Raw genomic sequence first — 15,885 nt, forward strand, 5'->3', positions numbered from 1 at the left:
CCACCCTGGTCACCGACATCCAGGTCTACTTCTGCGACCCGCACCATCCCTGGCAGCGCGGCACCAACGAGAACACCAACGGCCTACTGCGGCAGTACTTCCCCAAGGGCATCAATCTGGCCGATGTCTCGCAGGCCAAGCTGGATGCCGTGGCACGCCAACTCAACGAGCGGCCACGCAAGACGCTCGGCTACGAAACACCGGCAGAGCGATATCGACAAACTGTTGCGTCGATCGGTTGAATCCAAGGTCGTTAGCCGACATCATGCTCACGAGCTCGCTTCTCGGGAGCACCTCCCTAGAGGGACTTGACCGGGACCCAAGGGCTGCCCAATACTTTCCGTACCAGGAAAGTATTGGGTTTGCCCTATGCTCACGCTCTATTACCACCCACTTTCGTCGTACTGCTGGAAAGCACTGATTGCGATCAAGGCACTTGGCGCCGACGTCGCCCTGCACGCCCTAAACCTAGGCGACACGGACGAGCGTGCCCTGTTAGCGAAGCTGTCGCCATTCGGGAAGATCCCATTGTTGTTGGATGAGGACCACGCGCTTCCGGAGACCAGCATCCTCATCGAGCACCTGCAATTGCACCATGCTCACGGTGGCGTGCGACTGATCCCCGAGATCGCTTCTAGCGCACTCGATGTCAGGCTCTGGGATCGCTTGATGGATCAGTACGTCATGACGCCGATGCAGACAGTCACCGCGGACTTGCTGAAGCCGGAAGGGCAGCGTGATCCTGCGGCAGTCGACAGGGCACGGAGCCTGTTGATGACTAGCTATGGGGTCATGGACCGACAGCTTGAAGGCCGGACATGGCTGGCGACCGACGAGTTCAGCCTAGCGGACTGCGCGGCCGCGCCAGCGCTGTTCTATGCGATTGCTTACGTGCCGTTCGATGCCACGCATTCCCGAGTTGCCGCCTACTTCGAGCGATTGATGGAGTATCCCCCTATTGCTGACGTCATCCATGACGCCAAGCCCTTCTTCAGGTATTTCCCAGGTCGTGCGGGACTATCACGGCGCTTCTTCGAGCAGGAGGGCTGAAATGGCCTTGAGCGTTGCCTCCCAACAGCTCGATCGCATGTTCTTTGCTCTTGCGGATTCCCATCGTCGCGGCATGTTGGACCGCCTTAGCCGTGGCCCTGCTTCAGCTACGGTGCTCGCGGAGCCTTTTGGGCTTGCCCTGCCATCTGCGGTAAAGCATTTGGCCGTCCTAGAACAGGGGGGGCTTGTGGTGTCCCGGAAGGCCGGTCGTATCAGGACGTATGCCTTGCAACCCAATGCTCTGGAAGCAATGGAAGACTGGGTGTCCAAGCGCAAGCGGGCGCTGCAAGCTCAGTTCGACCGACTCGATGCGTTTCTCGCCACGCAGGAGGTCCACGAATGAACCACGCGCTGACTGCCCACACCGACTTTGTTATCGAGCGTGACTATGGTGCTCCCCCACAAGCCGTGTTCGCCGCATGGGCTGATCCGGCGGCAAAAAGGCGTTGGTCCGACTGCCACGCGGATTACACGACTCACTACCAACTGGACTTCCGTGCCCATGGGCACGAGTCGCACCATGTCGACTACCCCGATGGGCGCCGGCAGCGGATCGAGAAGGTCTTCTTCGACGTTGTGGAAGGACGACGAATCGTCTTCGCTTACGATATCGAGGTTAATGGGCGAAAGCTGTCCATCTCTCTCGTGACCGTCGAATTCCTGACAACGCCCCAAGGGACGAAGATGCTCTACAGCGAGCAGCTCGCCTACCTGGATGGTCACGAGGATCGTGCGGCCCGCATCAAAGGCACCGAGGAAGGCCTTGATCGGCTAGGGCTCGAACTCTCGGCTTGCACCACGCCGAACTAGTCTGAGGACGCTCAGGAGCCGAGGCATTGGAGCACCTGCCGGACCAGTAACGACAGCAACGCATAGCAATCTGTGCCGCCATCCCCCATTCCGGGATAGGAGAAGGTTATGAAGTGCTCCGCCAGGCACTCTGCGGTTAGGCCTGCCTGGAATGTCGGCAAGATCGTCGGCCAGAAGGTGCCGCTCAAGCTCAAGGAAATCTGGTCAATCAGGGTGCGGCTGCAGCTGAACGGAGATCGGCGTCAACTGGCGCTCTTTGATCTCGCAATCGACAGCAAGCTTCGTGCATGCGACCTAGTTGGACTACGCGTTCGTGACGTCGCACACGGCTTACATGTTGGCTCCAGAGGATGCATCATCCAGCGGAAGACGAAGCGGGCGGTCCAGTTTGAGATCACGCCACAGACCAGGGACGCCGTCGCGGCATGGATCCATAGTCAAAACCTCGGTCTAGACGACTATCTTTTTCCGGGCGGGAAGCGTGGCTCTCTTCATTTATCTACGCGCCAGTACGCCCGTATAGTCAAGGCTTGGGTCTGCAGTATAGATCTTGACCCCGTGAACTACGGCACGCACACCATGCGCCGGACCAAGGCATCACTGATCTACCAACGCACCAAGAATCTACGTGCCATTCAGCTGTTGCTGGGACACAGCAAGATTGAGAGCACCGTCCGCTACCTTGGTGTCGAAGTGGATGATGCCCTACTACTAGCCGAGCAAACCGAGGCGTAGCTCTTGCACAAGATCAATCTTCAACGGACCGGGGACGGACGAGGGCGAATCTTGCATCAAGAGCATGCGCAGGCTGAGCTAAGATGACTCATGCGTCCAGACATTTCAGAAGATTTTGTTTCGAAAGGCTACGTCCGCTTAGGAGGCTTTCATCCGCAGGCTAGGGTGGCATCCATAAGGCGTTCCATACAGGAGCAACTTGGGAACCATCGGGATGATGCCGGCATACCAGCCTCGGTACGCAAACTGCCCGTGTTCCAGCAGATCGCTGCTCTCTCCGGACGGGCAAGTGTGACGGGGTTGCACGCCTCGCTGATGACGCGAGAGCTTGCAGATATCGTTGCCGGCTTGGCGGGCAAGAAGCCGCGAAGAGTGCAGGACACGCAGCTTCTTCTGTCGCCTCCCAAGCAAGGATCATGGACGTTGCAGGGTCTCAACTGGCACGTTGACATAGCCGCTGACGCTAGAGCGCCTATCCCGGGCATCCAGGCGTTCTTCCTTATCGATGACGTCGCGCCCCGAGGCGGTGCGACCTTAGCTCTTCCCGGATCTCACCGTCCTGACGTGGACATAGCAGCTTTGCGTCGTACGCTAAAGACATCGGAATGCTTAGAGTTCGACCTTCAGAAAGCCAAGATCCGGATAGCAGAGATGTCGGGGCGGGCCGGAGACGTGTTCCTGATGGATATGCGACTACTGCATACCCCCGCGATCAACGAAAGCCGGAGGCTGCGCATGATGGCTACGACACGCTGCCTCATGAGCGACATGTAGCGGGGGCGGGTAACGCGCGGGGACCGCTCGAGGCTTCCTGTCCGCTACCGGCCAGAAGCAAACATTGGAGCTCTGCTGCTCTCTGGACCAATTGGCCTGACTTTCCAGCCATTCGAGATAGCGATGAATCTACGCTGTTCCGCTATTGAAGTCGATGGGGTGTTGTTGGGGGTTGTAAGCAATCCGCGAAGCTGAAACTCCTGCCCTCCGTGAGCACCATCTCGAATCGACAGCTCTGTCTTGAACAGGCCTGTCAGCTGGCAGGCCTTGTCGCGTAGAGGAATCTCACGTACCCAAGCTCGGCTACATTCTTCATCAGCTCGATGTTGACCCAAGCCACAACATCGCCATAAGGACGCTCTTGGAAGGGCCACCTTGTCCGCTCATCGGACAGTAGGTCCTCATCGGCGATGCTTGATATGAGGCCACGCCATCTATCATTCAATGCGCGCAACATCGAGATAGCGCCATCCGCGCTATCTGGGCAGGCAATCGTGTTCTGATCTAGCGTCGCACTATCAAATGAGTGATCTATGGCCATAGACCACCAAAAGCTGATGTGCCATAGAAGCCACGCGATGCTTGGCGGACCCAGATCATAGCCCTCATGCTCTGGCCACTCCCCGCGCCAATAACCTTCCTCCGGCGACACCACGTGTAGACCCTTGGTGGAGGGGCGCCACAGACACTCTTCATTGCTTAGGCCGTTCAAATGATACGAAGCTAGGCTCCATGCCATTTCGTACTGGCGCAGGAGTAAGCCAGAAGTCCCTCTACTCATCAGTACTCCAACTCCTTCAACTTAGTCATCGACCTTACGCGGCGTTTGCTTCGCTTAGAAAGGGGACGTGGACGGATCATGGAGGTCCAGTCTTACCGCGACCGCGCAGCTTCCCATGCTCAGGTAGGACTCGACTGCTTTCCCACCATTGACTTCGCCCAGAACGCGGAGGCCCACTTGGGTTGATCGGCAAGTGCCTTCGCCATTCCGTCTTCACCGAGCAGCTCCCAAAGCGCTTGGGAAACGGCAGCTACGGCGCAAGGCGGTGAGAAGTTGTGAGCCGTGCGAACGGCACGAACATCTTCAAACCAATCCTCGGTGGTTCCTACAGCCTTGGGAATGTCCGGCACCCACTCGGTCAAGAAGATGGCAGCAACGTGCGGTGGGAGCGCCCTGGAAAAGGAGATCACCTGCGCAATGGTCAGTCGCTTTCGGTACGCATGCAGTACGCCCACGACCATATTCCAAGCCATGTGGGTAGTCTGAAGTCCGGAGTAGTCGCGAGCCATCACCATGAAACGCGTAAATTCCTCACCGGCGCGTTGGAAGACTTGAGGCATTGGCATAGACAATGTAGATGCTAAGCGTAGAACGCATTTACCGATGTTGCGCATGAAGGTTCATGACAAGTTTGACCTGCTGTAAAACCGATAGTGTTCCAAATGGTGAGCCGCATCCTGCAACGTTAAACTGGATAGATAGAACGTCGAATCAAGGTTACGATCGCACGCCCAAAAGCACGGTACTTGGCGACATCTGAACACATACGCGCCCCCTCGACGTCTCAACGCCGAAGATGAGTACGCTTTGTGCGTATGCACAAAGATCCTGAAGCTCGACCAGTTCGTCGATTGGTGGTTGGCATCTTGTCGGAACGAGACATCCACCAGGCTAATGGTCGCTAACGGCTTGGAGTTGGAGGCGCGCGACAAATAGGGGGTCGTCTCCACCGGGGAAGTCAGGAACTACCCCGCGCCTCTCCCAGCTACTGCCTGAAACCACGTTGACTGGTGTCGCGACGGGTATAGAGATGCGAAATCCGGTAGGCAGGGTGATCGGCTCATCAATGAGGCTGGCTGCTCCACCAGTGCGACTTCCAACAATCTTCGCTCTGCCTAGCGATTGCAGGGAGTAGGCGACAAACTCGGCTGCCGAGCCAGTTCTTCTATCTACCAGCACTACCATCGGCTTCGTATAGGCCGGGAGTTCTCGCTTCGGCAAAGGAGTCGCTTCGACGGAAGTGCGCTTCCTAATTTTTTGGACTACTTCTACTTCGTCCTCCAGTACAGCCCGCACCAAGTGCTCTGCCGTGCTCGCATCGCCTCCCCCGTTCTGGCGCAAGTCCAGAATCATTGCTCTGCTGCCTTGCAAGAGATTGAACGCTGATGTCAGCTTCTGCTCTACAAGGTCCCAAGGGTAGAACGTCGAGATACGCATGTAGCCGACATTCCCCTCAAGGACACGCACTTCCCTTATGCCCGCATTGGATGATGCGGCATCTGCGCGCCACGCCATTAGCCAATCTTCCGAACTCGATTTGCTTGTGGGCGCTTCAAAATGGAAGTGGCCATCATAGGCATCCAGATCTTTGTTTAGGAGATCGGCGAACTCTGCCGTGTCATTGCACGACTCAGCGTAACGTCCGCTATCAGCCCATTGGAAGATGGCTGCTGCTATGCGGCGACCTTCATCAATGTCCACGTAGTTCTCTTCAACAGCTTCCGCTGTCGCATAGAGCACTTCGGTCTGAGTCGGGCAACTAAGCGCCATCACCACACTGAGAACTGAGAAGACCTGCATATGCACCCTCTTGATATTATATAAGCGCTTATATATCATGGCTCTTATGGACAAACAAGCAACTCTAGGCACGCTGCTCCGCTCACTGATTGATCAGTTGGATCCAGCAGTGGAACGCGCGTACGAAGATCTAGGATTAGGATACCGGCCGCGTTTCACGCCCGTTGTGCGCATCTTGCGCGAGTCGGGATCGGCTCGAATCAAAGAAGTGGCGCAGCGCTGTGGCCTCAGTCATAGCGCACTCAGTCAGACGGTATCCAAGATGACCGAGGAGGGGTGGATTAGCGTCAGCCCGGGCGAGGACGCAAGGGAACGCGTACTCAAGCTGACGAAAAAGGCAGAGCGGGCGTACCCTGCGCTGGAACGACAGTGGTCAATAACTGCTCTAGCAGCCGACTCGCTCAGTATCGACATTGGCATATCTCTTGAAGAGGTGTTGAAGCGCGCACTTCAAGCTCTAGACGAAAAGTCTTTCGACGCGAGGCTTCTAGAGGCCCGTGAGACGAATCGGTCCACGTAGTGGCGACACGCTATGCTCAAGATCGAAACGCTGAAAGAAGACGTTCGCGCTCTCGGCTTGCGTTCCGGCGGCGTCGTTATGGTTCATTCGTCACTACGGAAACTGGGCCAAGTGGAACAAGGGGCTGCGGGCGTCATACAGGCACTACGCAGCGCCTTAGGTCCCACGGGTACACTGATGGCCATGGTCTCTTGGGACCGTTCTCCTTATGCGGAGACGCTTGATGGACGCACGCTGCCGGATCACCTCAAAGACAGCTGGCCTGCATTCTGTCCCGTAACCTCCTCGGCGTATCCTGGCTACGGGATACTCAATACTGCCTTGCTTCGTGAGCCCGGCGTTCGGCGAAGTCCTCACCCGGATGCTTCGTTCGCCGCCGTGGGACCTGCCGCGGATTTCTTAATGAGAGTACATCCGTTCGACAGCGCATATGGCATTGGTTCCCCACTAGAGCGCTTTGTTGATGTAGATGGGCAAGTTCTAATGCTGGGCGCGCCGCTCGATGCGGTCACGCTTCTTCATTATGCTGAAGCCTTGGCCGCGATCCCTCACAAGCGTCGCGTGACCTATGAAATGCCGGTCCTCCAAGAGAACGGAACGAAGGCTTGGGCTCGTTGCAGTGATTTCGACTCCAATGGAATTCTTGACTGCTATCTCACCGGTCCAGATGCCATTGAGTCAATAGCCAGATGCTACGTGCAGGACAACCATGGCGTGCGGGGGCGCATTGGTGACGCCGTCTGCTATCTCTTTGAAGCCCGACATCTTCTAGATTACGGCGTTTCCTGGCTCGAGTCCCGCCACCCCAGAAGCAAGTAGAAGAGGATGCTCGCAGTGACATGTCAATCAGAAGAAGCCAAAACCAGACAGGATTCCACTGAGCTCGTCGCCAACTTCTTTGAACGTCAATTGGCGAACTATCTCCATTTCGTCCTGAAAGCCTCTGCATGGTTGCGTCACGCGGGCTTTAGCGAGCAATCGGTCCTTGAAGCCAGGCTTGCGCCAGACATGTTCAGTTTTTCCCAACAGGTCGAGATCGCATGCCAGCTCGCCATGGCAACCTTTTCGCGATTGGCGGGGGAGGATCCTCCCTCTCCACCGCAACCACGGATTGTTAGCTTAGATGACGCTAGAAGAGCTATCGAGCATGCGATCAGATTCCTGCCTAATCTAGCAGCGCGGGTTCCATATGGCTGGGAGACGGCTTCGGTGACACTAGAGGTTCCTACAGGCGGACAAGTGCACTTCACGGGCCGCCGCTTCGTGGATGAGTTCTGTATACCAAATTTTATGTTTCATATGACGACTACTTACGCAATCCTCAGAAATCAGGGAGCTCCCTTAGGCAAGCTCGACTTCCATGGCGTCTCAGACGCCAAGCATCGAGAATAACTGTGAAGACGCGCGTCACGGTCTACGACTTCAGGGATGAACTCGCTCCCCACTTCTTGGACATCAATGTCGAGTGGATAACCTCGATGTTCAAGTTAGAGGACGCTGATCGAGATGTACTATTGAATGCTCGCGCGAGAATTATTGATCGCGGAGGAGTTATTTTGTTTGCTGAGGCAGAAGGGCTCGGCATTGTGGGCACATGCGCACTTCAGAAGACGGGACCGAGAAGCTATGAGCTCACCAAGATGGGCGTGCTTTCGCGCGCCAGAGGTCTCAAGATTGGCGAGCGCTTACTGAACGAGATCATCAAGCGAGCATTAGATATTGGTGCCGACCCGTTATACCTTTTGACGAACACTGCCTGTAGCTCTGCGATTCACCTTTACGAGAAGCTAGGGTTCCAGCACGACGCTGGAATCATGCAGCGGTACGGCAACAGGTATGAGCGCTGTAATGTTGCAATGCGGTACGCTTGCAATGATGTGGACCGAGCTTGGAGATGATGCGAGCAATCGACGGCATCAGTATCAACTGTGGCCGGAGGCGCGGCCAACCGGCGATGATCTCTCCTCGCAATGACGCGATGCTGTCACTCTCTTGTCTCAGCCCCCTTAACTTTCTCCCAATCCCGCAGCCCTGATGAGGCGATCGGCAATGGCTTCGGCGATTCCGTGACCACGCGGCAACGATGCGACCACAATATCGAGCTGCAGCGCGTCGGCCTCGTGCAGTCGTTGATAGAGGCTCGCTGCTTGCTGATCCAGTGTCAGTGAAAGGGGGAGCCACCACACACCCGGATGGTGCGACGGTGCAACGGCTAGATGCCCTACTCTGCAACCCTGCGCTGCCAAGCGAGCCGCCATCGCTTCTGCCTGTTCGGGAGCGGCTAGGACGATGCGAGCTTTGGGTGCGTAATGCGAAGGCTTCTGACCTGGTGCGGGTGTGCCATGAGGATTTGCTAGGGAAATGGATGATCCCAGGACATGTTCGAGCATGGCACGAGTGATCGCGCCAGGGCGCAGCAACCGTGGCGTTCCATCCGAGAGATCGACGATGGTCGACTCCAGGCCTATCTCGCACGATCCACCATCCAGGATCAGATCCACCGCGCTTCCGAGCGCCTCGGCCACATGGCTGGCCCGGGTCGGACTGACGCGGCCATAGCGATTGGCCGAAGGTGCGGCAATGCCGTCACCGAAGTGGCGCAGCAGCGCTTGGGCGACCGGATGTGCCGGTGCCCGTACGCCTACGGTGGATGCACCGCCCGTGATCTCATCGGCCACCCCGGGCGCCTTGGGCAGTATCAGCGTCAACGGGCCCGGCCAGAATGCGTCGGCGAGTCGTCGCGCGGCGTCCGGGATGTAACTGGCCCACGCAAGCAGGTGGTGGCTTGCGGCGATATGCACGATCAGCGGATGGTCCGGCGGACGCCCCTTGACGGAGAAGATCCGCCGCAACGCACCAGGATCGCGTGCCGAGGCGCCCAAGCCGTAGACCGTCTCCGTCGGGAACGCCACCAGCCCCCCGTTCGCCAGCACGCGCGCCGCCCGCTCCACTTCCGGAGGGGAGCACGTCGGTCCCCCTCTGCTCATGGATTGCACTCGGGACAATGGGCCGGATCGGCCCAGGCCTCAGCAATACGTTCTTCTGTCTCGTGGCCGCACGCCGCGCATGCCATGACCGCGCCCTTGAATTCGGCGGTCGGCGTGCCGCAGTTTCCACAGAGCAATCCAGGCAAGCGCCGCGCGAGGCCAAACCCCGGGGACCGGCATGCCGGGCAGAGCGTCCGCAGCCTGGCCACCAGATCCAGGCCCGCCTGCCGGATCACCGCCTGACGCGTCGGGTTCAGGTGCGCGCGCGCATCGACTTCCAGGAACACCACGCCGTCGTCCGCGTCGGCCCTGGCGCGCTCGTAGATGCGGCGCAGGCTGTCCGGGTCCTGGATGCCCTTGTAGATGCTGCCGTGGTCGGCATGGCTCGGGCGCGCCACCAGCGCATGCGAGGGAAACCTGTGATGGGCGGCAAAGGCCTGCACTTCCTCCCACGAGGTGACGCGGCGGGACCCTGCGCAGGCACTGGCGTGCGCGCGTCCGACCACCTCCAGCCCGCGATCGGCATCGATCCAGACCAGCACCTCATAGCACCAGGGGATCAGACCTGTCGCCGGATCCATGCCCACACTGCCCTCGCTGCCCAGCCCCAGTCGCAATCCGGCCAGTTCCATGCCCAGCCGGGCCTTCTTGGCTGCGGTTTCGAGTTGGGTCCCGGCACGCGGCACCTCGCGTGTGAAGGTGCCCAGCAGATCGGTGTCGTAGGAGTCCACATGCACCAGATGGCATCCAAGGACCTCCTCCAGGATCGGACCCAACAGCGCTTCCTTGCCGTGCTGGGTCAACAAGGCGGCCGAACAGCCCGCGTAAACCGTCGGCGACGTCTGCAGGCTTGCGAGCACGGCGTTCATTCGCCCTGGGCTTGGGAATAGCCCCGGACGCCATCGAAGGCGTAGAGGTTCTCGGTCTTGACGGCCTCGAAACCTGCCTCGGCCATCCGCAGGAGCAGCGCTGCGATGTGGCTGGGCGTCAGCCGGCGTCCCTCGACGCTCTGGAACCGGCATCGCCAATGGTCGGTGCGGGTGGTCTGCTGCAGACCGCTGGGGTAGACCTTGACGCCGCGATTGGTGATGAGCGCCAACCGGAAATCCGGGCCGGCGATGGCCTGCAACGGGTGGCCCAGCGCGTCGGGATTGCGCTCGGCCTGATCCCAGTGCAGGAAGACGTCCACGCCTTCCAGGGTCTTTTCCCTCGATACCGCGGCAGCTTCCAGCAGGACTGGGGCCGATGACACGGTGCGTTCCGGGTAATCCACGGCCGGGATATCGCGCGGCCGCTGGCCCAGGCGCGTGACGACCGCCTCGGCGAAGGCCTGGGTGCCGACCTGCCGCCGGCTATGAGGGCCGAAGATGTCGGCGGTGTGCAGACCTTCTTCGAGCGTGCGCAGCCAGGCATTGTGGATGGCGGTGGCCGCTCCCGCACGGCCAAGGTGCACCAGCATCATCACCGCGCTTAGCAGCAGTCCCGAGGGGTTGGCCAGATCGCGTCCGGCGATATCCGGCGCCGAGCCGTGGACCGCCTCGAACATCGCGCAATGGCGGCCGATGTTGGACGATGGCGCCAGGCCGATGGAGCCGGCCACTTCGGCCGCCACGTCCGAAATAATGTCGCCGTAGAGGTTCGGCGTGACCACCACGTCGAAGCGCCGGGGATCCACGGCCATTTTCGCAGTGCCAATATCGATGATCATGTGATCGCTGGCGATCTCGGGGTAATCCCTGGCGATCTCGTCGAACACCCGGTGGAACAGCCCATCGGTCAGCTTCATGATGTTGTCCTTCGTCATGCAGGTGACCTTGCGCCGCCCGTGCTGGCGCGCGTACTCGAAGGCATAGCGCACGATCCGCTCGCAGCCCGGACGGGAGACCAGTTTCAGGCACTGCACCACCTCGTCCGTCTGCTGATGCTCGATGCCGGCATAGGTGTCTTCCTCGTTCTCGCGCACGATCACCACGTCCATGCCGGGGTGATGGGTCGCGACGAAGGGGTGGTAAGCCACACAGGGCCGCAGGTTGGCATACAGGCCGAAGGTCTTGCGGAGGGACACGTTCACGCTCTTGTAGCCACCGCCCTGGGGCGTCGTGATGGGACCTTTCAGGAGCACGCCGTGTTCGGTGACCGCGTCGGTGACACGACGGTCGAAGCCCGCCGAGTGCCCCGCCAGATATGCCTGCAGCCCCACTGTCAGCGGCTGGAAGGCCAGGCCCGGGTCGGCTTCGGCGAGTATCCTCAGGACAGCGCGGGTGATTTCCGGTCCGATCCCGTCGCCCTCGGCAACGGCCACGGTCTTGGCGGGCAACAGAACGGCGGCAGGCTTGAGCTGGGCTGACATGCGATCTCCTATACACGATATTGATGTCGTGTATTGTAGATCGTGTAATATCGTTCGCGTCAATAGGCTAGGCTTTTGTCCAGGCATTTCCCGGACGAACGGTATGGACTCCACCTGGACCTTCTTCAGCAATCACAGCCACGTGCTCTTCTGCCTGGCGGCAGAGCCGCAGCAGACATTGCGCGAGGTGGCGGCCAAGGTTGGGATCACCGAACGGGCGGTGCAGCGCATCGTGGCTGAGCTAGAAGCTGCCGGGGTCCTCGAGCGCCACCGAGACGGGCGGCAGAACACTTACAGAATCAATCGTCGCGTGCCCTTGAGGCACCCCTTGGAAGCGCACTGCAGGATCGGCGATCTCATCGATGTGGTGGTGGCGCGATAGCGCATCGTCCCATCTTCCAATCGAAGGGACGGCATCAAGGATCAAGCCTTGGACGCCTAATCTAACCGTCCGTGGAAACGGGGTAGAACCCCAGTAGCAATTTGGAGCGATCCCACTAGCATTAAAGGTTTTGGTGCCAAGGGCGATGACTGAACTCCTCAGCGATCTCGTCCGCGGCGGTGGCACCAACAGCTTGAGGAACTCCACTGCAGGATAGGACAACTCTGTACATGGGGCCCAACTATCTAGTAGCCGGATCCCTGGGTCCGGTTATGCGACCTACCAATAGCGCACCGTATGGTGGGCTATCCCCTTGGCACGGCTCGATCTTAGGGCGGCTTGTAGGCGGCCGAAGCGCTTCATGTTGCGCGCGCTCCACATCTAGAAAAGTACGACAGATCCCCAGAAGATCGCCGTCATGGAGTCTCCCCTTTGGTGACCGATACGGCGGCTTTCTGATTCGTAGACTCCGTCCAAGGGAATGCATCCCGCCAGTTGAGCCACCATGCCTTGGGGGGGCGCGGAATGCGCTCCCACCACAGATTCATCGCATGCATGCTGCCACGTGACCACGCCTCTTGGTGCTTGGCATCCGTCGGCACGCCGAGCAGCGCCGCCAGCTTCGAATAGACCGGCCCGTTAGCCAGTGCTGGATAACGAGTCAGCAGACTGAGCAGGGCGAAGCTGTCCGCTGGCGTCGCCTCGCGGACGACGGCCTCCTCGGCGCCGGACGGGTGTCCTCCTTCCGCCATCGCCAGATCGAGGTGGCGGACGGCCGCGCGGAACGCGGCGCTCGACGTGGTCGCGAGGGGAATGCCACTGCGTGTCGCATCGAAGTCGAGGCTCGATCCCGCCGGCACCAGCGTCTCCTGTCCGTTGACGCGATGCATGATCCAGCCGTTGGTGACGAGGATCGTCCCCTCACCCCGCAGGTTGCGGCTCATCTCGAATTCGCAGCCCAGGTCGACGGTTTCGCTGGTACCCGCCGCGATGCCGAAGTATCCGGGAGGCGCCCAGATGCGCGCACGCACGCGCCCTTCCAGTAGTTCCAGACGATGATGACCAACACGCGTGTCCAGCAGCCGAATCCGCGTTCCCGGCAGCACGTCCATGCGGCCGATGCGCGCCACCCGGACGGTGGCCGACTCTCCGGCACGGGTCGTCAGCGTGCCGCCGACGCCCAGCGAGGCTGGCGCCGGATCGGCATCGGCATCGACCGCCCATTGCCGGCGTTCCTCCCAGTGCAGGCGCCAAGGCACCCAGAGGGCGACGCCGGCCAGGCACGCCGCAAGCGCGACAGTGGCGGCAAGCAAGGCGCGGCGCGCGCGCCGGCGCGGAACGGCCGGCGGCCCGGCCGACCACACCAGCTCGGGCACCGGAACATGCCGGTACCGGCCCAGCAATGACGCGAGATGCGCCAGCGTCTCGTCGCCGGGTTGCTGCGGATCCCACAGTGGATCAGGTCGTTCGATCATCACCCTTCTCCTCGTGCTGCGTGACGATGCCCAGCGCATCGCGTAGCCGGGCCATGCCGCGATGAAGGTTCACGCGGACCGACTCCGGTGTCAGTCCGGTCAGGTTCGCGATCTCCGGACCGCTCAGGCCTTCGACCAGGCGCAGCATCAGGGTTTCGCGGTAGGCTTCGGGCAAGCGCCGGATCGCACGCAGCGCTTCGCTGGCCTGGGCGGCCGCATCGGGACCGGCGCCACGCCACGCGGGATCGTCGACTTCTGCGAGGTCCCGTTCCTCGACCATGGAAGCCGGACGGTTCCTGCGGGCGATCATCGCGATCCACGGGCCGAAGGACGCAGGCTCGCGCAATTGCGCCAATCGCTCGAACGCGATGACGAAGGTTTCCTGCGTCAGCTCTTCTGCTCGCACGCGCGACGTCACGCCCAGGTGGATCGCATGCACCAGCGGCGCAAAGCTGCGGTAGAGCCACGCGAACGCCGACTGCGATCCACGCCGCGCGTCCTGCACCTGCCTGGCGATGTCAGCGGGATCGATCGTGGCCTTCATGGCCCATGGGGTCCGGGGTGGCCTGGAAGTAGAGGGCAGTCCGAGCGGAAGTGTTAACACGCCGGACGCGGTTAACGCAGCGTGGCGACGCCGGCTCTTCCCTTATGGACACTCCGGAGACCGCCCATGCCCCACCCCACGCCCTCGTTCCGCCCCTTCGCTGACCGTGTTGCGCGCGTGCTCCTCGCATCGCTGCTCGCCGCGTGCTCAGCGCCGGGCGCCGCCGCCACGCCCGTCGTCGGGTTGCCCTGCGAGGACTGCGACATGCCCCTGATCGGGCTGCCCGCCGATCCTCCCGCCCTCGTCCGCCTGGCGCCCGATGACGAACCCGGCGAGCGCCTGCGCCTGACCGGACGAGTGACCGACGCGCAAGGCAGGCCGCGCCGCGGCGTGGTCGTATACGCGCACCAGACCGACCGCCAAGGCGTCTACCCGGGCGAAGGCGGCAAAGGCGATGACGGCATTCGCCAGCATGGACGACTGCGCGCCTGGGCCGCGAGCGATGCGGAGGGGAGGTACACCTTCCTGACCATCCGTCCCGGCAGCTATCCGCGCAGCACGATGCCGCAGCACATCCACCTGTACGTCATCGAGCTCGGCTGTGCGCTGTACTACATCGACGACGTGCTGTTCCGCGACGACCCGCACCTGACCGCGTCGGCCGCGCGCAAGGCGGACAAGGGACGCGGTGGCAGCGGGATCGTGACGCCGGTGCGGACCGCGGACGGATGGCTGGCACGCCGAGACATCGTGCTGGGCCAGAACATCCCCGGCTATCCCGGTTGTGCTCCATGAAACCGCAGTCCTTGGACCGCTATCCCTGCATCCTGCGCGTGCTGCATTGGCTGCTCGCCCTGATGCTGGCCGTGCAGTTCGTGCTCGGCTTCGCAGCGGAGTATGGCGCCGCGCGGGTGTCAGAGGCGCTGCTGCCGCTCCATTTCCGGCTCGGCGTAATGATCTTGGGCCTGACGGCACTGCGCCTGTGCCTGCGCCTTGTGATGCCGACGCCAGCGGCCGACCCGGGAGAGCCGCCCGGTCTCCGTCGCGCCCGGTCGGCGGTCCATGGCGTGCTGTACCTGCTGGTGCTGGGGGTGCCGATCAGTGGCCACGTGATCTGGGTATGGATGGGCGCGGACCGGACCTTGTTCGGCACACTTGAAGTGCCGGCGATGTTCGTCCCGCCCGCCGACGAAACCGGCCGTGCCGTCGCCTGGTACGTGCATGTCTACGGCGCCTGGATCCTGCTGGGGCTCGTAGGCCTCCACATACTCGCTGCAGTACTCCGCCAGCGGGCGCGACGGGATGGGTTCATCAACCATCGCATGGGATTCAAGCGGCTTCAGCGGGAAGAACGCGGATCATGAGAATCCACGCGAGAGAGTTCGCAAATCCTCGATACACTAACACCGTGGCGGATGTCCGCTCTCGGCCTTGGATTCAACCGATCGACGCAACAGTTTGTCGATATCGCTCTGCCGGTGTTTCGTAGCCGAGCGTCTTGCGTGGCCGCTCGTTGAGTTGGCGTGCCACGGCATCCAGCTTGGCCTGCGAGACATCGGCCAGATTGATGCCCTTGGGGAAGTACTGCCGCAGTAGGCCGTTGGTGTTCTCGTTGGTGCCGCGCTGCCAGGGATGGTGCGGGTCGCAGAAGTAGACCTGGATGTCGGTGACCAGGGT

Annotated in this window: 22 protein-coding genes; 13 read left to right on the forward strand and 9 right to left on the reverse strand. The window is 60.9% G+C overall.

Annotated features, from left to right (window positions below):
- The 6 genes from AC04MD_RS20015 to AC04MD_RS20040 all read left to right on the forward strand — a co-directional run.
- Positions 1-242, forward strand: a 242-nt coding sequence (locus AC04MD_RS20015) for an IS30 family transposase (RefSeq protein WP_475498959.1), incomplete at its 5' end; no start/stop codon positions are given.
- A gap of 127 nt (positions 243-369) precedes the next feature.
- Positions 370-1,050, forward strand: a complete 681-nt coding sequence (locus AC04MD_RS20020) for a glutathione S-transferase family protein (RefSeq protein WP_475498960.1) — start codon at positions 370-372, stop codon at positions 1,048-1,050.
- 1 nt (position 1,051) lies between these two features.
- Entirely contained in the window at positions 1,052-1,393 is a 342-nt protein-coding gene (locus tag AC04MD_RS20025; RefSeq protein ID WP_475498961.1) for an ArsR/SmtB family transcription factor, read from the forward strand.
- On the forward strand, positions 1,390-1,860 hold the full coding sequence (locus AC04MD_RS20030) for an SRPBCC family protein (protein WP_475498962.1): 471 nt from the start codon (positions 1,390-1,392) through the stop codon (positions 1,858-1,860). Before AC04MD_RS20025 ends, AC04MD_RS20030 begins: the two co-directional genes overlap by 4 nt.
- A 108-nt stretch (positions 1,861-1,968) precedes the next feature.
- Entirely contained in the window at positions 1,969-2,595 is a 627-nt protein-coding gene (locus AC04MD_RS20035; protein ID WP_475498963.1) for a tyrosine-type recombinase/integrase, read from the forward strand.
- Positions 2,596-2,685: 90 nt separating this feature from the next.
- Positions 2,686-3,369 carry a phytanoyl-CoA dioxygenase family protein gene (locus AC04MD_RS20040; RefSeq protein ID WP_475498964.1) on the forward strand — a complete coding sequence of 228 codons (684 nt, stop codon included), beginning with the start codon at positions 2,686-2,688 and terminating at the stop codon, positions 3,367-3,369.
- A gap of 253 nt (positions 3,370-3,622) precedes the next feature.
- On the opposite strand, the gene AC04MD_RS20045 is transcribed toward AC04MD_RS20040, so the two are convergent.
- The 3 genes from AC04MD_RS20045 to AC04MD_RS20055 all read right to left on the reverse strand — a co-directional run bounded on the left by AC04MD_RS20045 (position 3,623) and on the right by AC04MD_RS20055 (position 5,989).
- Positions 3,623-4,150, reverse strand: a complete 528-nt coding sequence (locus AC04MD_RS20045; RefSeq protein ID WP_475498966.1) for a DinB family protein — start codon at positions 4,148-4,150, stop codon at positions 3,623-3,625.
- A gap of 119 nt (positions 4,151-4,269) precedes the next feature.
- The gene (locus AC04MD_RS20050; RefSeq protein WP_475498967.1) at positions 4,270-4,764 is read right to left on the reverse strand and encodes a DUF2267 domain-containing protein; all 495 of its coding nucleotides are present in this window, start codon (positions 4,762-4,764) and stop codon (positions 4,270-4,272) included.
- 277 nt (positions 4,765-5,041) lie between these two features.
- Positions 5,042-5,989, reverse strand: a complete 948-nt coding sequence (locus tag AC04MD_RS20055) for a S41 family peptidase (protein WP_475498968.1) — start codon at positions 5,987-5,989, stop codon at positions 5,042-5,044.
- A gap of 7 nt (positions 5,990-5,996) precedes the next feature.
- Between AC04MD_RS20055 and AC04MD_RS20060 the strand changes: the two genes are divergently transcribed.
- The 4 genes from AC04MD_RS20060 to AC04MD_RS20075 are packed head-to-tail and all read left to right on the forward strand — an operon-like array spanning position 5,997 to position 8,368.
- Positions 5,997-6,470: a MarR family winged helix-turn-helix transcriptional regulator gene (locus AC04MD_RS20060; protein ID WP_475498979.1), complete on the forward strand. Its 474-nt coding sequence runs from the start codon at positions 5,997-5,999 to the stop codon at positions 6,468-6,470.
- Between the two features lie 12 nt (positions 6,471-6,482).
- Positions 6,483-7,289 (forward strand): aminoglycoside 3-N-acetyltransferase, encoded by an 807-nt coding sequence (aac(3), locus tag AC04MD_RS20065; RefSeq protein ID WP_475498969.1) that lies wholly within the window; start codon positions 6,483-6,485, stop codon positions 7,287-7,289.
- 6 nt (positions 7,290-7,295) lie between these two features.
- Positions 7,296-7,862 carry a DUF1993 family protein gene (locus tag AC04MD_RS20070; RefSeq protein ID WP_475498970.1) on the forward strand — a complete coding sequence of 189 codons (567 nt, stop codon included), beginning with the start codon at positions 7,296-7,298 and terminating at the stop codon, positions 7,860-7,862.
- 2 nt (positions 7,863-7,864) lie between these two features.
- Positions 7,865-8,368 carry a GNAT family N-acetyltransferase gene (locus tag AC04MD_RS20075; RefSeq protein WP_475498971.1) on the forward strand — a complete coding sequence of 168 codons (504 nt, stop codon included), beginning with the start codon at positions 7,865-7,867 and terminating at the stop codon, positions 8,366-8,368.
- Positions 8,369-8,476: 108 nt separating this feature from the next.
- Here AC04MD_RS20075 and AC04MD_RS20080 read toward each other — a convergent pair whose 3' ends face one another.
- From AC04MD_RS20080 to AC04MD_RS20090, 3 genes are read right to left on the reverse strand one after another with little or no spacing between them, the layout of a single operon-like run.
- On the reverse strand, positions 8,477-9,457 hold the full coding sequence (locus tag AC04MD_RS20080; protein ID WP_475498972.1) for an L-threonylcarbamoyladenylate synthase: 981 nt from the start codon (positions 9,455-9,457) through the stop codon (positions 8,477-8,479).
- Positions 9,454-10,326, reverse strand: a complete 873-nt coding sequence (locus AC04MD_RS20085) for a DUF6671 family protein (RefSeq protein ID WP_475498973.1) — start codon at positions 10,324-10,326, stop codon at positions 9,454-9,456. The genes AC04MD_RS20080 and AC04MD_RS20085 overlap by 4 nt, the downstream gene beginning before the upstream one ends.
- Complete coding sequence (locus AC04MD_RS20090; RefSeq protein WP_475498974.1) at positions 10,323-11,807, reverse strand: NADP-dependent isocitrate dehydrogenase; 1,485 nt, start codon at positions 11,805-11,807, stop codon at positions 10,323-10,325. Before AC04MD_RS20090 ends, AC04MD_RS20085 begins: the two co-directional genes overlap by 4 nt.
- Positions 11,808-11,910: 103 nt before the next feature.
- Between AC04MD_RS20090 and AC04MD_RS20095 the strand changes: the two genes are divergently transcribed.
- Positions 11,911-12,189 carry a helix-turn-helix transcriptional regulator gene (locus AC04MD_RS20095; RefSeq protein WP_055944945.1) on the forward strand — a complete coding sequence of 93 codons (279 nt, stop codon included), beginning with the start codon at positions 11,911-11,913 and terminating at the stop codon, positions 12,187-12,189.
- A gap of 416 nt (positions 12,190-12,605) precedes the next feature.
- Here AC04MD_RS20095 and AC04MD_RS20100 read toward each other — a convergent pair whose 3' ends face one another.
- On the reverse strand, positions 12,606-13,664 hold the full coding sequence (locus AC04MD_RS20100; protein ID WP_475498975.1) for a hypothetical protein: 1,059 nt from the start codon (positions 13,662-13,664) through the stop codon (positions 12,606-12,608).
- Positions 13,648-14,208, reverse strand: coding sequence for an RNA polymerase sigma factor (locus AC04MD_RS20105; protein ID WP_475498976.1), 561 nt, complete (start codon positions 14,206-14,208; stop codon positions 13,648-13,650). Before AC04MD_RS20105 ends, AC04MD_RS20100 begins: the two co-directional genes overlap by 17 nt.
- A 126-nt stretch (positions 14,209-14,334) precedes the next feature.
- Between AC04MD_RS20105 and AC04MD_RS20110 the strand changes: the two genes are divergently transcribed.
- Both AC04MD_RS20110 and AC04MD_RS20115 read left to right on the forward strand, forming a co-directional pair.
- A complete protein-coding gene (locus tag AC04MD_RS20110) occupies positions 14,335-15,003 on the forward strand; it encodes a dioxygenase family protein (RefSeq protein ID WP_475498977.1) in 669 nt (222 codons plus the stop codon).
- The gene (locus AC04MD_RS20115) at positions 15,000-15,572 is read left to right on the forward strand and encodes a cytochrome b (protein ID WP_475498978.1); all 573 of its coding nucleotides are present in this window, start codon (positions 15,000-15,002) and stop codon (positions 15,570-15,572) included. The genes AC04MD_RS20110 and AC04MD_RS20115 overlap by 4 nt, the downstream gene beginning before the upstream one ends.
- Positions 15,573-15,645: 73 nt before the next feature.
- On the opposite strand, the gene AC04MD_RS20120 is transcribed toward AC04MD_RS20115, so the two are convergent.
- A partial coding sequence (locus AC04MD_RS20120) for an IS30 family transposase (protein ID WP_475498959.1) occupies positions 15,646-15,885 on the reverse strand: 240 nt, incomplete at its 5' end.

The sequence above is a fragment of the Pseudoxanthomonas sp. LjRoot206 genome (assembly GCF_056175725.1).

Coding starts and splice junctions, on each gene's coding strand:
- AC04MD_RS20020 (WP_475498960.1), top strand. CDS start 370: ATGCTCACGCTCTATTACCACCCACTTTCGTCGTACTGCTGGAAAGCA.
- AC04MD_RS20025 (WP_475498961.1), top strand. CDS start 1,052: ATGGCCTTGAGCGTTGCCTCCCAACAGCTCGATCGCATGTTCTTTGCT.
- AC04MD_RS20030 (WP_475498962.1), top strand. CDS start 1,390: ATGAACCACGCGCTGACTGCCCACACCGACTTTGTTATCGAGCGTGAC.
- AC04MD_RS20035 (WP_475498963.1), top strand. CDS start 1,969: ATGAAGTGCTCCGCCAGGCACTCTGCGGTTAGGCCTGCCTGGAATGTC.
- AC04MD_RS20040 (WP_475498964.1), top strand. CDS start 2,686: ATGCGTCCAGACATTTCAGAAGATTTTGTTTCGAAAGGCTACGTCCGC.
- AC04MD_RS20045 (WP_475498966.1), bottom strand. CDS start 4,150: ATGAGTAGAGGGACTTCTGGCTTACTCCTGCGCCAGTACGAAATGGCA.
- AC04MD_RS20050 (WP_475498967.1), bottom strand. CDS start 4,764: ATGCGCAACATCGGTAAATGCGTTCTACGCTTAGCATCTACATTGTCT.
- AC04MD_RS20055 (WP_475498968.1), bottom strand. CDS start 5,989: ATGATATATAAGCGCTTATATAATATCAAGAGGGTGCATATGCAGGTC.
- AC04MD_RS20060 (WP_475498979.1), top strand. CDS start 5,997: ATGGACAAACAAGCAACTCTAGGCACGCTGCTCCGCTCACTGATTGAT.
- AC04MD_RS20070 (WP_475498970.1), top strand. CDS start 7,296: ATGCTCGCAGTGACATGTCAATCAGAAGAAGCCAAAACCAGACAGGAT.
- AC04MD_RS20080 (WP_475498972.1), bottom strand. CDS start 9,457: ATGAGCAGAGGGGGACCGACGTGCTCCCCTCCGGAAGTGGAGCGGGCG.
- AC04MD_RS20085 (WP_475498973.1), bottom strand. CDS start 10,326: ATGAACGCCGTGCTCGCAAGCCTGCAGACGTCGCCGACGGTTTACGCG.
- AC04MD_RS20090 (WP_475498974.1), bottom strand. CDS start 11,807: ATGTCAGCCCAGCTCAAGCCTGCCGCCGTTCTGTTGCCCGCCAAGACC.
- AC04MD_RS20095 (WP_055944945.1), top strand. CDS start 11,911: ATGGACTCCACCTGGACCTTCTTCAGCAATCACAGCCACGTGCTCTTC.
- AC04MD_RS20100 (WP_475498975.1), bottom strand. CDS start 13,664: ATGATCGAACGACCTGATCCACTGTGGGATCCGCAGCAACCCGGCGAC.
- AC04MD_RS20105 (WP_475498976.1), bottom strand. CDS start 14,208: ATGAAGGCCACGATCGATCCCGCTGACATCGCCAGGCAGGTGCAGGAC.
- AC04MD_RS20110 (WP_475498977.1), top strand. CDS start 14,335: ATGCCCCACCCCACGCCCTCGTTCCGCCCCTTCGCTGACCGTGTTGCG.
- AC04MD_RS20115 (WP_475498978.1), top strand. CDS start 15,000: ATGAAACCGCAGTCCTTGGACCGCTATCCCTGCATCCTGCGCGTGCTG.